Genomic DNA, 13,187 nt, shown 5'->3' with positions numbered 1-13,187 from the left:
CTAAATTATATAAAAAAACTCTAAAATATAAGTTTTTATTGTTCAAAACGGTAAAAATCAACGATAGATCTACCATATTCACGCCGGTCAATGAGATGTAATTGTTCCAAAGTAGTCGGGAACTGATCTTCCCGTGGACGATGTAGTAAAACCACTGATCCGTCGATTACGAGTTTCGATTGTGAAATCGAAGCCGCCAATTGTTGTTTAAATCGGTACGGAAATGGGGGGTCGCAGAAAATATAATCGAAGGGCTTTTTTGCCCGTTTTACAAATAATTCTGCGGACATGAAATGACAGTTAATTTTCACCGGTGAAATAGATACATTTTTTATCAGGGTTTTCCGTTTTAGTGGATCCATTTCCACCGCATCTACCGGATTTGCTCCCCGGCTTGCAGCCTCGAGGGCAATGATGCCAGAGCCGGAAAAAATATCCAGAAATGATTTGCCTGTTAAATCCCCCAATATTGCAAAGACCGATTCACGCATTCGATCCATCGCAGGACGAATGACACCATCCGGTACTTCGACCCGCCTGCCACAGAGCTGACCGCCGGTAATTCTCATGATTATGGTTCTCCTTTCAGCATACCATCGGCAACCCGCAGTCCACTCGCCCATGCGGCGGTAATTCCTCGACTCGTTCCTGCACCGTCACCAGCGAGGTACACACCGTCTATAGCCATAAAATAGCGCTTATCCTTGAATTGGGGCTTATTTGCATAGAGCTTAATTTCTGGATAATACATAATCGTACTGGGATGTAAGACCCCCGGCACAATGGTGTCTAATAACTTTAAGGCTTTCCATATGGAACGCAAGAACTTGGCGGGCATAACAAGGCTGATATCGCCAGGAGTACAATCTTTAAGGGTTGGCTCAAAATCAAATAAATCATGATTAAAACCATCTCTGGTGGAACGTTTCCCCATTCTAAAGTCTCCGACCCGCTGCATGAGCGGTTTCCCACCTCCAGCCAACATTGCCTGAAGTCCAAGCATTTCTGCAAAATCTTGTCCCGATGCAAGGGGTTCGGTAAATTCTACACTCCGGAGTATCGCAAAATTGACTAAGCCATTAGCTGGCCGTTCTGCAGACCAAGCATGGCCATTTACGCTGTAATAGGTTTCCCCATGACCGGTTTCGTACCGTTCCTTCACAACATGGGCACTTCTTGAGTTGGTACAGAAGGTCCGTACCCGTTCCGGAAAAAGGAATTTTGGATCATAGTAATCTTTAACAATCGGGTAATGAATTTCCCTCGTTTCTACCCGTATCCCAACATCTATAGAATTATCTGAAAAGGGAATTCCAATGTTAGTCATGAGTTTTCGCAGAAAATCAAAGCCACCCCGTCCTGGAGCAATTAAAATTGCCTTATACTGCAATTCCCGTTGATCCGTCTTTGCAATTCTTTTAACTGGATCCAGATCGAGCATGGTTTCTCCCAAAGAAACGTTGACCCCCTTATGTTCCAGTTCCTTTATCAGTTTGTTGATGAGCTGAAGCCCCCCATCGGTGCCAAGGTGCGCCTGTTTGACATCTAGAAGTTCAACACCGATTTTCTGTGCCCGCTTACTATAGGCTCCTACGTTTTTACGTTCCATGATGTCAGGTTTTAAGACTGCGGTAACCCGTTCAAGGTACTGTTCTGCCAAGTCCCGGGGCCAGAAATCGACAGGAAAACCTATTGGATAAGTAAAATTCATTTTGCAGTCATTACGGAGGCCCCCCGAAGACACCTTTGCTTTGTCAATAAGCATGATCCGTGAAGAAGGTTTATGCGCCAGCAATTCAAAGGCTGCACCGAGACCCGTAGGACCGGTTCCTACCAGTAGAAAATCTACATATTCCATGAGTAAATAGTATCATATTTTAAAAGATTGTTGAAATACCTGAAATGTTTCAACAAGTTCGCGACATGGAACGTCGAAAGAGCTTGTTAATCTTGCAGTAGTTCTCGCAATTCCTGAGGACTAACTACCATACCACTGTCTTGTTCTGCAGGGCGCAAGGCAAGCAATCGTTCTAACTGTGTTTTTCGATCTTTTGAACTTACTTTATAGAGTTCCAATTTCTCAGAAATGGGTATAAAGGCAGCCCCAAGGGTTCCTTTTCCCTGAATGAGATTATTAATCAAAGTTTCCAGATCATCCTCGATATCAAGTAAATTATGAACCTGTTCTTCCCAATCGATATATTTTTCGTTCTCCTGGATGGCTGAAATGCAATAGGCAAGACTTGATTGGAGATGATCAAGCTCTTGAAAGTATGATTCCAAAAAAAGGTCTGGTTCTAAATTAAGCATAAGACCTTCACTAAGCAATTTAATTCGGCTTTGAAGAAAAAACAAGGTGTCTTCGATATGGATACGTTTTGACATGTTCATCCTCACTTATGGTATCGGCATACAGAATAACCTACTTAAACCTTACTTGACAAGGAAAAAAGCATTCTATAGACTAGCCTAGCCTCTTTATCCGTCTGTGTTGACGGATCAATCATAAGTCCGTAAGGAGGACCCATGCGTCAGTATGAACTGACGGTCATCTTCCCCCTGGAAGAAGACCTTTACAAAGCAGGACGTGAACACGTTCTGGCAGACCTTGCCCATCATGGAGCTCAGGTCGAAAAAACCGAAGAAATGGGAGATAGGGATTTAGCCTATCCCATCAACAAAAAAACACGGGGTCGCTATACCCTGTACACCATTAAACTGGATCCGGCGCAACTTGTTGCTCTGGAACGGGCCTTTAAGCTGAATAACAACATTATTCGTCACCTCTTTGTAAAAGTAGAGGAATAAGGAAACATTATGGCCGATCTTAACCATGTAATCCTGATCGGACGGCTTACCCGGGACGCGGAACTGAAATATACTGCCAATGGTCAGGCGGTTTGTAAGTTTTCTGTGGCTGTTAACCGGCGTCGGAAAAACGGCGACCAATGGGTCGATGAGCCAAATTTTTTTGATGTAGTACTCTGGGGCAGATCTGGAGAAACCCTGAACCAATATCTCGTAAAGGGTAAACAAGTCGCAGTAGATGGCGAGCTTCGTCAGGATCGTTGGGAACAGGATGGCCAAAATCGATCTAAAGTGGAAATTCTGGCAAACAATGTACAGCTTCTTGGTGGGGGACAGGGCAGTTCTGGCTCATCCACTCAAGGGGATGGTGGTTTTACTGCATCCCGGCGACCCTCAGAAGTTTCACAGGGAAGAGGCCCATCAGCAAACGATGGCCCTGTGGATGATGGTTTTGCCGACGATATTCCATTTTAAGATTATAGACAAGGAGATTATACATGTCTGATGAAAATATGATGCAGAATGAGCGGCCAGCACGAGACCGATCTATGGATGCTCAGATGGATATGGGTATGACTGGCCGGGACGGAGAAGATAAAAGCGGCCGAGGAGCAAAGGGAAAGGTTTATTTCAAGAAAAAGGTTTGCAAATTCTGTACTCAGAAACAGAAGATTGACTATAAAGACGCCGATACCCTGCGCAGGTATACCACTGAACGGGGAAAGATACTTCCCCGTCGAATTACTGGCACCTGTGCAAAACACCAGCGTGAGCTGGCAGTGGCTATTAAACGGGCCCGGATTATCGCACTATTACCCTTCGTTGCTGATTAATCAGGGTATCCTTTATGGCACCCCGCACAAAAATGGTACAAATTCTCTATCCGGCTTTTACGGCTGTGGTAATGGTTATTCTTGTGCGGAGCGGCTTTTTAACTCCGCTGTTTCTCATTCCATTAGGATTACTGGGACAGCGGGGTAATCCTTTTGAAATCCTTGGAACAGCACTATTGATGCTGTTCGTTAATGGAGTCATATCGTTTGCTACAGCCGGTTCTGATCCAGCTGTATGGAAACTGTTATTGGCCGATACGCTCTATATATCTGTTCTGACCATACTTTTTGTGGTGTTGCTGATACCAGACCTATTTAAAAGATTTATTCCCTTTCTTCGTGGAACATACCGGGTTCTGGTTGCAGCTTTTATAGGGACCCTTTCCATTCTGCTTCTGTATGTTGTTGTTCGTGACGATAGGGAGTTCTACAATCTTCTTATGGATCAGGCAGAAATGGTGACAAAACTAATCAAAGAAAGCACTTCGAGCGATGTAGTGCACCAGTCTGTTATTGAAAATGCAATAAACGCTAATACTATATTGGCACTTATGAAAGCAATAGCCCTGCGAGGTGGAATTTTTATCAGTCATGTGGTGTTTTTTGGTGTTTCTGCCGCATTAAGCCGCCAAAAAGCCGCAAAGCGTTGGTCTCTACGGGCTTTTCATGTTGATTTTGACTGGATTTGGATGTTGTCATCCATGTTACTGGCAATTTTAACCGGTATAATGTTTAAAGTTGAAGTTCTGGAAATTATTGGCTGGAACGGCGCACTCATCGCATGGTTGCTCTATTTATTACAAGGGATGGGCATTATTTCGCATATGTTAGCACATCCACATCTTTCGCGGCTGAGCCGATTTTTACTTCGTACCCTCTTTCTTGTGGTACTGTTGAGTCCTGGAATCAATGCAATAGTTCTGGCAGGGATTACCCTGTTAGGTATTGCTGAGAATTGGGTTTCCCTGCGGAGACCCCATCTTACTGGGCCATCCTCTACTCCGGGGATGTGAAACCGGCGCGTTCGGTTTCTGAGTCCATATATATAAGGAGCTTGTAGTATGAAGGTCATTCTGAACAAGGATGTCAATCCTCTCGGCGAAGAAGGGGATGTAAAGGATGTTGCAAAGGGCTATGCCCGCAACTACCTCTTTCCCCGTGGACTTGCTGTTCCCTATACGGAACGCAATCTAAAGATTTTTGAAGCTCGCCGGGAAGAAATTGAAGCCCGCAAGGCTGAAAAGCGAAAAGATGCGGCCAGTCTTAAGGAACGGCTTGAAGGTACTGAAATCACCATCACCATGCCTGCCGGTGCAAATGGTAAGCTCTATGGTGCGGTTACCAACCAGACTATTGCCGATGAGCTTATGAAGCAGGGCTTCCAGGTTGAACGGAAACGCATTGAAGTTCCCGGAAACCACATCAAGAGTGTGGGTAAATTTAAGATTCATGTTCGGTTGTATGAAAACACTACTGCCGAAGTAACCGTGGTTATACAAGCCCAGGTAACCAAGACTGAAGAAAAGCATGAACCTCATAAGGGACATCAGCGACATGGTCGACCTGCTCATAAAGAAGAGGTTGCTGCAGAAATTTCTGCAAACGAATCCGTTCCCGAAGAAACCAAATCAGCGGAATAACTAAATTGAGCCGGTCCCCTATGTGTTTTAAAGACATATAGGGGACTTTTTTTCTAAAAAAGGATGTACCTATGGCTAGCATACTAAAGGATAAAATTCCGCCCCACGATGATGAGGCTGAACAGGCTACGCTCGGTGCACTCTTACTTGATGAGGATGCAATTTCTGTTGCAATACGATACTTAAGACCCGATGATTTTTATTCTAATGCAAATCGTCGAATCTATAAGGCTGTTCTTAATTTATTTAACCAGGGCCGAAAAGCCGATATTATTACGGTTATAGAAGAGCTTAAACAATCGGGAGAACTTGATGCAGCTGGGGGTCCGGCTTATGTGGCATCCCTCACAAACGTGGTTCCCACCAGTGCTAATATCGATTACTATGCTCAAATTGTTCAGGACCATTCAGTACGACGGTCCCTGCTCCGTATATCCAGTGAAATTTCCGCCAAATCCTATGATGAAGCTACCGAATCCCGGCTTATTGTAGAAGAGGCTCAGCGATATATTTTTGAACTGACCGATAATCGTCAGACTTTAACCTATAAAAGCGCCAAAGAAATTATTCCAAAAACCATTGAAGCCATTGAAAAACTATATAATACCAAGGATGCATTTACCGGGGTTCCTTCGGGACTCCATGAGCTTGATGCAATGACCAGCGGCTTCCAGAAATCGGAACTGATTATTATTGGTGCCCGGCCTTCGGTGGGTAAGACTGCCCTTGCGTTAACCATGGCTGCTCACACCGCTATTAAAGAAAAAATTCCAACCGCCTTTTTTACCCTGGAAATGTCAGACATGGCTCTCATGCAGCGGCTTATCTCTGCTGAAGCCCGGATAGAATCAGAAAAAATTCGAACCGGATTACTAAAACCAAGCGATTTTCATAGTTTGATGGAAGCCGCTGGCAGGATTTACGAAGCACCGCTCTACATTGTGGACATGCCTAACATGAAGCTGCTCGACCTTCGGGCTCAGGCCCGTCGTCTTCGAGCTCAGCAGAAAGTGGAGATCATTTTTATCGACTACCTTACACTCATTACCTCAGAAAATTATCAATTGCCACGGCATGAACAGATTGCAGAAATTTCTCGATCCCTTAAAAGTCTGGCCCGAGAATTGGATATTCCTGTGGTAGCCCTGTCCCAAGTTCGCCGCGATGCAGAAGGGAAACGGCCCACATTGTCAGATATCCGTGAATCGGGATCTATTGAACAGGATGCCGATGTGGTCATGTTTCTGCACCGGGAACGGGAGTCGGACAAGAAAAGTGATGCGGAACGTTCAAAGGCAATTACCACTGAATTAATTATTGCAAAACAGCGTAATGGACCGGTTGGAACAGTGGAAATTGTTTTCCTTCCGTCCTACACTAAATTTGAGAATTTATCTCGAGCCAGTGTGTAAACGGAGGAAAACAGATATGGCTTTTAAGGATAATTACGATTTTGATCAGCTTGTGAATGAAGCGGAGCGGCTTGTTATAGATGAGCTTGAAAAGCAAGTTTTAAGTTATCCTGAGCCGCTGTGCCTTTGTGAAGATTGTGTTCTTGATATGGCAACCTTTGCACTTAATTCTGTTAAGCCTTTGTACCGGGTTTCATTATTGGGAAGTATGTATGCAGCCCATGCAATGGATGAAGCATCCTATGCTGAAAGTGTTAAAAACGCTGTAGCTTCCGCAATAGCAAAAGTAAAGGCTCATCCGTCCCATGATTAATTAATGGTACATTATTCTAGTTCAGGCCGCAAAAGGTTTTGTACTGAAACATAAGGTCCGAATCGTAATGATTTAAAAGGTTCTATGTCAGGATTGCGATGATATTCCTCTGAAGTTTTTGTATAGACCGTAAAGGGAATGTTACTTACAGCAACTTCCTCATTTCGTAATCCATGTACATGGAATTCTAAGGTTTCTCTGTTTTTTCCTGCAAACCACGCAGTAGCTTCGGCTTCAGGGTTCATTTCATCAGCTTTAAGGAGCAGGTAATATTTTAGTGCCTCGATAATGATTGGATCGAGTCCTTCTCTAAGTACCATAATACGATCCGCTGCTTCTGGGTATCCTATGACAATCTCGGTATGGGGTGCAGCTTGTACCTTGTTAGTATAAAAGGCACCACGATCAAATTCAGGTAGAACCTGAAGTCGTGTCTTATGGCTTGGCCACTCAATGATAAGGGGAAATTCAGGCTTTAAAGGGGTATCACAGGAGGGACAGATAATCGTTAAAAAGGTTCCATTACAAAGCTCTTCGATCACCTTGGTTTTTTCATCAAGATTAACGAGTTCTGGAATGTCTACTTCAAAACGGTGTTCACATTGACAGGTTATAGAATGTTTCATGAATACCTCCTATTTTTTCCCAAATAAAAACAGAATATCGCCAAAGATCGAAAAAATAAGCAAACTAAAAATAAAGAGTGCTCCCAGCATTTGAAACCAATAGACTGCCTTAGGATGAAGCGGTCTACGGGTGATAAGCTCAATAAAGAACAGGATAATAAGTCCTCCATCGAGGGCTGGTATGGGTAGTAAATTCATAATACAGAGTGAAATTGAAATGAGTGAAAGAAAACTTGCAATAGCGGTAAAACCTGCTCCAAAACTTTGCCCAAAGCCTTCAGCGGCTATATCACCCACCATGTAGGTAATACGGACAGGGCCTGATACGGCTTTTGTCAAATTGACTCCCTTAAAAAGAACTGCAAGACTTTTTATCGAGACCGTAAGGGTTTTCCAGGTTTCTGTTGTGCCTTTCACAAAGGCATCTGGAAGTGAGCGGGCAACAGCACGATATTTAATCGTCTTAAATTCAAGACCAATATTGGTTTGGCCCTGGTCATCATAGGATAGGATCAGCTCTTTTTTTTGTACTTCACCATTTCGTTCTATTTCAATGTTTACTACAGAGGGTCGATCTTTTAGTACTTTATAGAGGGCAACTGAATAGGGAAGCGGCATATCCTGTACAGAAATGATACGATCACCTTTCAAGAGTCCTGCAATGTGGGCGGGACTTCCTGCTTTGACCGTTTCTATAATTGGATCAGTCCAGAAATAGATGCCAATCCGACCTGCTCCTGTGTCAGGATCAAGCTGAGGTTTTATCTCTATGGCAACTTGTTCCCCATCACGTTCCACTAATAAATCTAATGTGGCTCCAGGGTTTGGTGCAATTTGTTCCTGAATTTCCGTATAGTTTGAGACTTTTTTCCCATTAATCGCTATTATGCGGTCACCAGAACGCAAGCCTGCTGCATCGGCAGGAAAGGTTTTCCCCTCTATTTCTGAGGCAAGAACAATTTTATTGTCCAGGGTTTGTACATCAAACCCTATAGCCCACACTAATGAAAGCACCAGGACTGCAAAAAGGGCATTTGCAAAGGGACCTGCAACGGCTGTCAGGATTCGTTTGAGTGGAGAAGCGCCATAAAAAGTACCTTTTTCTCGGGGAATTATCACCGAATTATTGGTGAGGGCTTCCTTAAACTCTGCTTCGCCCTTCATCCGGCAATAACCGCCTACGGGAAATATACCGATTCGGTATTCAACCCCGCCTATCATTTTTGATAAAATTGGTCGTCCCCAGCCTATAGAAAAGGCTTCAACATCGATGCCTGCAAGGCGGGCAGCAATAAAGTGTCCCAATTCATGTACAAAAACGACAACACCGAGACCGATGAGTCCTAAGATGATTTTTATAATCAACGGGAATACTCCTTTATTTCATTTCTTGCGGCAATTCTGGATCTAGTATCAATTTCCAAAATAGATTGAACTACAAGCTCATCGCAGTTCCATTGGTTTTGCAGAACCTGTTCTACTACGTGTCCTATATCGGTAAATCTAATCATACCATTTATAAAGGCAGCTACAGCCTCTTCATTAGCTGCATTATAGGCGATAGGATAGCCAGAACCAGCTATAACTGCCCGATAGGCAAGGGGCAGCATGGGAAAGAGATCTTCCCGTGGCTGTTCAAAGGTTAAATTTTGACCTACAAGATCTAATCTGCCAAACTGGCAAAAACGGACCTCAGGCCAAAAGAGGGCATTGTGAATGGGAAGACGCATATCAGGTCGTGACATTTGGGCATAGAGAGAGCCTTCTTTTAGTCGAATTAAGGAATGAATATAACTTTGTGGGTGAACAAGTACTTTTACCTGTTCTGGTTTAACATGAAATAATCGGACTGCCTCTATAACTTCGAGCCCCTTATTCGCGAGACTGGCCGAGTCTATAGTAATTTTTCCCCCCATATTCCAGGTTGGATGGGCTAAAGCGTCATTAAGGGTCACCTGTTCCAATTTTTCTTTCGAGTATTGTCTGAATGGCCCCCCGGAAGCAGTGAGAATAATTTCTTCGAGTGTATCAGAACCGTGGGCTTCGATAAGTTGAAACACCGCAGAATGCTCAGAATCTACCGGCAATATTCGACAGTGATGTTCCTTTGCTGTTGCAAAGGCTAAAGGCCCTGCCATCACAATGGTTTCTTTATTGGCTAGGGCGACATCAGCACCCGATTCAAGGGCGGCTAAAGATGGAAGTAAACCGGCAGCTCCTGCAATACCATTTACCACTATATGGGCACCGCTCTCACGAATCGCCTCTAAAAGCCCTTCTGGTCCCCAATAGGATATGTTTTTATTATTAGTTTTTAATGATACAGAATCATCAGTCAGTGCGAGTTTTGCATTCGGATAGATAGTACTTAGTGAACATAATTTTTGAATGTCCCGATGAGCCGAAAGTAGTACCACATCAAAATCATCTGGATAGCTTGCAATCACATCCAGGGTGCTTTTACCGATAGAGCCGGTGGCTCCTAGCACAGCAATATTACGTTTCATCAAAATAAAATCCAATACAGTGCATAAAAAACTGGTGCTGCTAGGGCGATAGAATCTACGGAGTCTAAAATACCGCCCCGTCCCGGGATAATAAAACCAGAATCTTTTACTTCTCCGCTTCGTTTTATTGTAGATTCAGCCAGGTCTCCAATAATTGCAACAACTCCAACACAAATACTCAAAATAATACCTGCAAGGGGGCGTGGCAATGTATGATTTGTAGTAAAAGCGGTTGGAAAGAGCAGGGGAGCAGTAAAACCAATTATTAAAGACCCGGCCAACCCGCCAATAAAGCCAGCGATACTCTTATTCGGGCTTGCAGGAATAAGACCTCGGTTACCTTTCCCAAAAAGCATCCCCACCGCCCATGCAAGGGAATCATTAGCAAAAACCATTAATAAAAATGTGAGAATAATAACCGTTGCGTGGGAAAGTCTCGTCATTCTGATAATCCAGAGCATAAACATACCGGGATATATCATAGCTGAAAGGCCGGTAGATATCCGGTCGAGAACCTGTGAAATGTCCTGTAATGAAGAAAAAACCCTTGAGGCAATCAGCCAGCTTGCACCAAAAATAAACGCTGCAGGCACCAATTCGCCGGGAATGTTAAAACTGATACTGAGGGTCATGGCGAGAGGTGCGAGGGATCCAAGAAGAGCCGCTTCCCATGAAGGCAGTCTGTAATGTTTTTTTGCAAGGATTTGGGAAAATTCAACCGCTCCAAGAGCACTGATAATGGTGACAACAAGGTTTACAGCAAGATGATTATAATAGGGGAGGTAGGCTACAAGGGCCACAATCGCTGGAATGCCAAGAGAAAAAATAAGAAGCCGTTGAACTAATTTGGTCATGCCGTGATACCACCGAACCGTCTTTTTCTGTTTTGATAACTTTGAACTGCATTTTCTAGATCCGCCATATCCCAATCGGGCCATAGCTTATCTGAAAAATAAAATTCACTATAGGCACTTTCCCAAAGCAAGAAATTGCTGGAACGTAACTCTGATGCGGTCCTGATAATGAGATCAGGGTCCGGAACATCAGGGTTATCAAGATACTGATAGATTGTTGCTTCGGTAATGGTCGCGGGAGTCAAACCTTGTTGGATGATTTTTTTTACAGCCCGTACTATTTCATCTCGTCCGCCATAATTAAGGGCCAGGATGACAGAAAGACCTGGAAAATGGGCAGTCTTTTCACAGACTTGGATGACTTCCTGGGCAATATCTTGAGGCAGTCCCTCAAGGTTTCCCGTAAACCGGATCCGAATCTTATTTTCTTGATAAAAATCAAATTCGGCCATAAGGTATTTTTTTACCAAGCCCATAATAAAACCAACCTCGTCTTGGGTGCGTTTCCAGTTTTCTGTAGAAAATGTATATAGTGTGAGATAGGAAATACCCATATCAGAAGCGGCTTTGACGATCCGTTTTGCAGCCTTAAGGCCTTCCAGGTGGCCCTGAGTCCGGGCCATATTACGGCTTTGGGCCCAGCGGCCATTACCATCCATTATGATGCCCACATGGGCTGGTATCGTTAAATTAGTCATTAGACTTCCATTATCTCTTTTTCTTTTTCTTCAAGAATATGGTTAATTTCTTTGATATATTTATCGGTAAGATTCTGAAGTTCCGTTTCAGCCTTGGCTTCCTCATCTTCCGTAAGTTCACCATTTTTCTGAGCCTTTTTGAGCTCTTCGTTACCGTCCCGGCGGATATTTCGTACGGCCACTCTGCTTTGTTCTGCAAGGTTTTTTGCCTGTTTTGCAAGCTCCTTACGTCGCTCTTCCGTAAGTGGTGGTATAGAAATACGGATTACCTTTCCATCATTGGATGGATTGAGAGACAATTCGGATGTCCGGATGGCTTTTTCAATCTCTCCAATCATGGCCCGATCCCAGGGTTGAATCACAATAAGCCGGGCTTCAGGAATAGAAATATTTGCAACCTGATTCAAAGGAGATTTTTCACCATAATAGTCGACCCGGATCTTATCAAAGAGTGCGGCAGAGGCCCGTCCGGTACGAATACTGGCCAAATCATCTTTAAGGCTTGCAATGGTTTTTTTCATCCGATCTTCAGAGGTTTTTAAGGCGCTGTGCATGTAGTTCTCCTTGAATGCCCTTTTCAGGCTTGCAACGTTACGTGCTACAGAGGGCCACTGATGTAGAGTGGCCCTAAGATAGCTATATATTACTGGCCTACACGGAAATATACATAGTCGGCGATACTGATCTTTGCACCAACCTGTTTTCCGAGATCTTCCACAACCTTGGCAACAGAGAGCTTTTCATCCTTGACAAAACCCTGGTCAACGAGACAGATCTCTGCAAGGTATTTATTTACCTTTCCCTTAAGAATATTATCTACTACGTTGGCGGGTTTGCCCTTCATCTTTTCATCCTGTTCCATCTGTTTGCGGAAGATTTCTTCCTGTTCAGCAAGATGTGTAGGATCTACCTTGCTGCGGTCCAGTGCATAGGGGTTAAATGCAGCGATATGCAATGCCAAATCGAAGGCAAAGGCTTTTACCCGTTCATCCTGCAGGGCTTCAGATTTATCAGCGGCCAGTTTGACCACAACACCGATTAAGCCATCACCATGGATATAGCTGGTGAGGTATTCATTGTTAGCTGCAGGGACCACCTTAAGGCGCTTAAGGCCCATGTTTTCACGAATCTTGGTAGCCAGATCGGTGACCATGCTGTTGAGTTCATCGTTGGGTTCAGTATATCCCTTCTCGAGGGCTACTTCTGCAATTTTATTACCTAATGCAACAAAATCGGGATTTCGAGCAACAAAGTCAGTTTCAGATGCAAGTTCAACGAGGACAGCCTTATTATTGGCAATCTTGATAAATACCTTACCCTCATTAGTTGCCCGGTCAGACCGCTTTTCAACGGCGGCCAAGCCCTTTTCTTTCAGGTATTTTTCTGCCTTTGCAAAGTCTCCTTCACAGGCCACCAGGGCATTTTTACATTCCATCATGCCAGCGCCAGTTTTTTCGCGCAGGGCCTTTACATCGGAAGCTTTAATTTCCACGGTG

Annotated in this window: 17 protein-coding genes; 7 read left to right on the top strand and 10 right to left on the bottom strand. The window is 44.0% G+C overall.

All coding sequences use genetic code 11. The features are described 5' to 3' along the window. Nucleotides 1-35: 35 nt before the first annotated feature. From SPICA_RS07285 to SPICA_RS07275, 3 genes are all read right to left on the bottom strand, one after another. A complete protein-coding gene (locus SPICA_RS07285; protein WP_013968887.1) occupies nt 36-569 on the bottom strand; it encodes an RsmD family RNA methyltransferase in 534 nt (177 codons plus the stop codon). Nucleotides 570-571: 2 nt separating this feature from the next. Next, entirely contained in the window at nt 572-1,858 is a 1,287-nt protein-coding gene (locus SPICA_RS07280) for a pyridine nucleotide-disulfide oxidoreductase (RefSeq protein ID WP_013968886.1), read from the bottom strand. Between the two features lie 86 nt (nt 1,859-1,944). Beyond that, nucleotides 1,945-2,385, bottom strand: coding sequence for a hypothetical protein (locus SPICA_RS07275; RefSeq protein ID WP_013968885.1), 441 nt, complete (start codon nt 2,383-2,385; stop codon nt 1,945-1,947). Between the two features lie 141 nt (nt 2,386-2,526). Here SPICA_RS07275 and rpsF point away from each other — a divergent pair, with 141 nt between their 5' ends. The 7 genes from rpsF (at nt 2,527) to SPICA_RS07240 (ending at nt 7,006) form a co-directional block, all read left to right on the top strand. Next, nucleotides 2,527-2,808 carry a 30S ribosomal protein S6 gene (rpsF, locus tag SPICA_RS07270; protein ID WP_013968884.1) on the top strand — a complete coding sequence of 94 codons (282 nt, stop codon included), beginning with the start codon at nt 2,527-2,529 and terminating at the stop codon, nt 2,806-2,808. A 9-nt stretch (nt 2,809-2,817) separates the two neighbouring features. Then, nucleotides 2,818-3,282, top strand: coding sequence for a single-stranded DNA-binding protein (locus SPICA_RS07265; RefSeq protein WP_013968883.1), 465 nt, complete (start codon nt 2,818-2,820; stop codon nt 3,280-3,282). Between the two features lie 23 nt (nt 3,283-3,305). Then, nucleotides 3,306-3,641, top strand: a complete 336-nt coding sequence (gene rpsR / locus SPICA_RS07260; protein ID WP_013968882.1) for a 30S ribosomal protein S18 — start codon at nt 3,306-3,308, stop codon at nt 3,639-3,641. A gap of 14 nt (nt 3,642-3,655) precedes the next feature. Further along, nucleotides 3,656-4,654: a hypothetical protein gene (locus tag SPICA_RS07255; protein WP_013968881.1), complete on the top strand. Its 999-nt coding sequence runs from the start codon at nt 3,656-3,658 to the stop codon at nt 4,652-4,654. Between the two features lie 48 nt (nt 4,655-4,702). After that, complete coding sequence (rplI, locus tag SPICA_RS07250; protein ID WP_013968880.1) at nt 4,703-5,281, top strand: 50S ribosomal protein L9; 579 nt, start codon at nt 4,703-4,705, stop codon at nt 5,279-5,281. 71 nt (nt 5,282-5,352) lie between these two features. Further along, a complete protein-coding gene (gene dnaB, locus SPICA_RS07245) occupies nt 5,353-6,693 on the top strand; it encodes a replicative DNA helicase (protein ID WP_013968879.1) in 1,341 nt (446 codons plus the stop codon). Nucleotides 6,694-6,709: 16 nt separating this feature from the next. Beyond that, entirely contained in the window at nt 6,710-7,006 is a 297-nt protein-coding gene (locus SPICA_RS07240) for a late competence development ComFB family protein (protein ID WP_013968878.1), read from the top strand. Nucleotides 7,007-7,017: 11 nt separating this feature from the next. Here the strand turns inward: SPICA_RS07240 and SPICA_RS07235 are convergent, their stop codons facing one another. The 7 genes from SPICA_RS07235 to tsf all read right to left on the bottom strand — a co-directional run bounded on the left by SPICA_RS07235 (nt 7,018) and on the right by tsf (nt 13,183). After that, nucleotides 7,018-7,632, bottom strand: coding sequence for a CpXC domain-containing protein (locus tag SPICA_RS07235; RefSeq protein WP_013968877.1), 615 nt, complete (start codon nt 7,630-7,632; stop codon nt 7,018-7,020). 9 nt (nt 7,633-7,641) lie between these two features. Beyond that, a complete protein-coding gene (locus SPICA_RS07230) occupies nt 7,642-8,997 on the bottom strand; it encodes a site-2 protease family protein (RefSeq protein WP_013968876.1) in 1,356 nt (451 codons plus the stop codon). Further along, nucleotides 8,994-10,139 (bottom strand): 1-deoxy-D-xylulose-5-phosphate reductoisomerase, encoded by a 1,146-nt coding sequence (gene dxr, locus SPICA_RS07225; protein ID WP_013968875.1) that lies wholly within the window; start codon nt 10,137-10,139, stop codon nt 8,994-8,996. The genes SPICA_RS07230 and dxr overlap by 4 nt, the downstream gene beginning before the upstream one ends. After that, entirely contained in the window at nt 10,139-10,993 is an 855-nt protein-coding gene (locus tag SPICA_RS07220; RefSeq protein WP_013968874.1) for a phosphatidate cytidylyltransferase, read from the bottom strand. Before SPICA_RS07220 ends, dxr begins: the two co-directional genes overlap by 1 nt. Further along, the gene (gene uppS, locus SPICA_RS07215) at nt 10,990-11,691 is read right to left on the bottom strand and encodes a polyprenyl diphosphate synthase (protein ID WP_013968873.1); all 702 of its coding nucleotides are present in this window, start codon (nt 11,689-11,691) and stop codon (nt 10,990-10,992) included. Before uppS ends, SPICA_RS07220 begins: the two co-directional genes overlap by 4 nt. Then, nucleotides 11,691-12,245, bottom strand: coding sequence for a ribosome recycling factor (frr, locus tag SPICA_RS07210; RefSeq protein WP_013968872.1), 555 nt, complete (start codon nt 12,243-12,245; stop codon nt 11,691-11,693). Before frr ends, uppS begins: the two co-directional genes overlap by 1 nt. A gap of 89 nt (nt 12,246-12,334) precedes the next feature. Beyond that, the gene (tsf, locus tag SPICA_RS07205; protein ID WP_013968871.1) at nt 12,335-13,183 is read right to left on the bottom strand and encodes a translation elongation factor Ts; all 849 of its coding nucleotides are present in this window, start codon (nt 13,181-13,183) and stop codon (nt 12,335-12,337) included. Nucleotides 13,184-13,187 lie beyond the last annotated feature (4 nt).

Source organism: Gracilinema caldarium DSM 7334 (assembly GCF_000219725.1).
Classification (GTDB): Bacteria; Spirochaetota; Spirochaetia; order Treponematales; family Breznakiellaceae; genus Gracilinema; species Gracilinema caldarium.
Note: the sequence above shows the minus strand (reverse complement) of the source record. Positions and strands in the feature narration are given on the sequence as shown.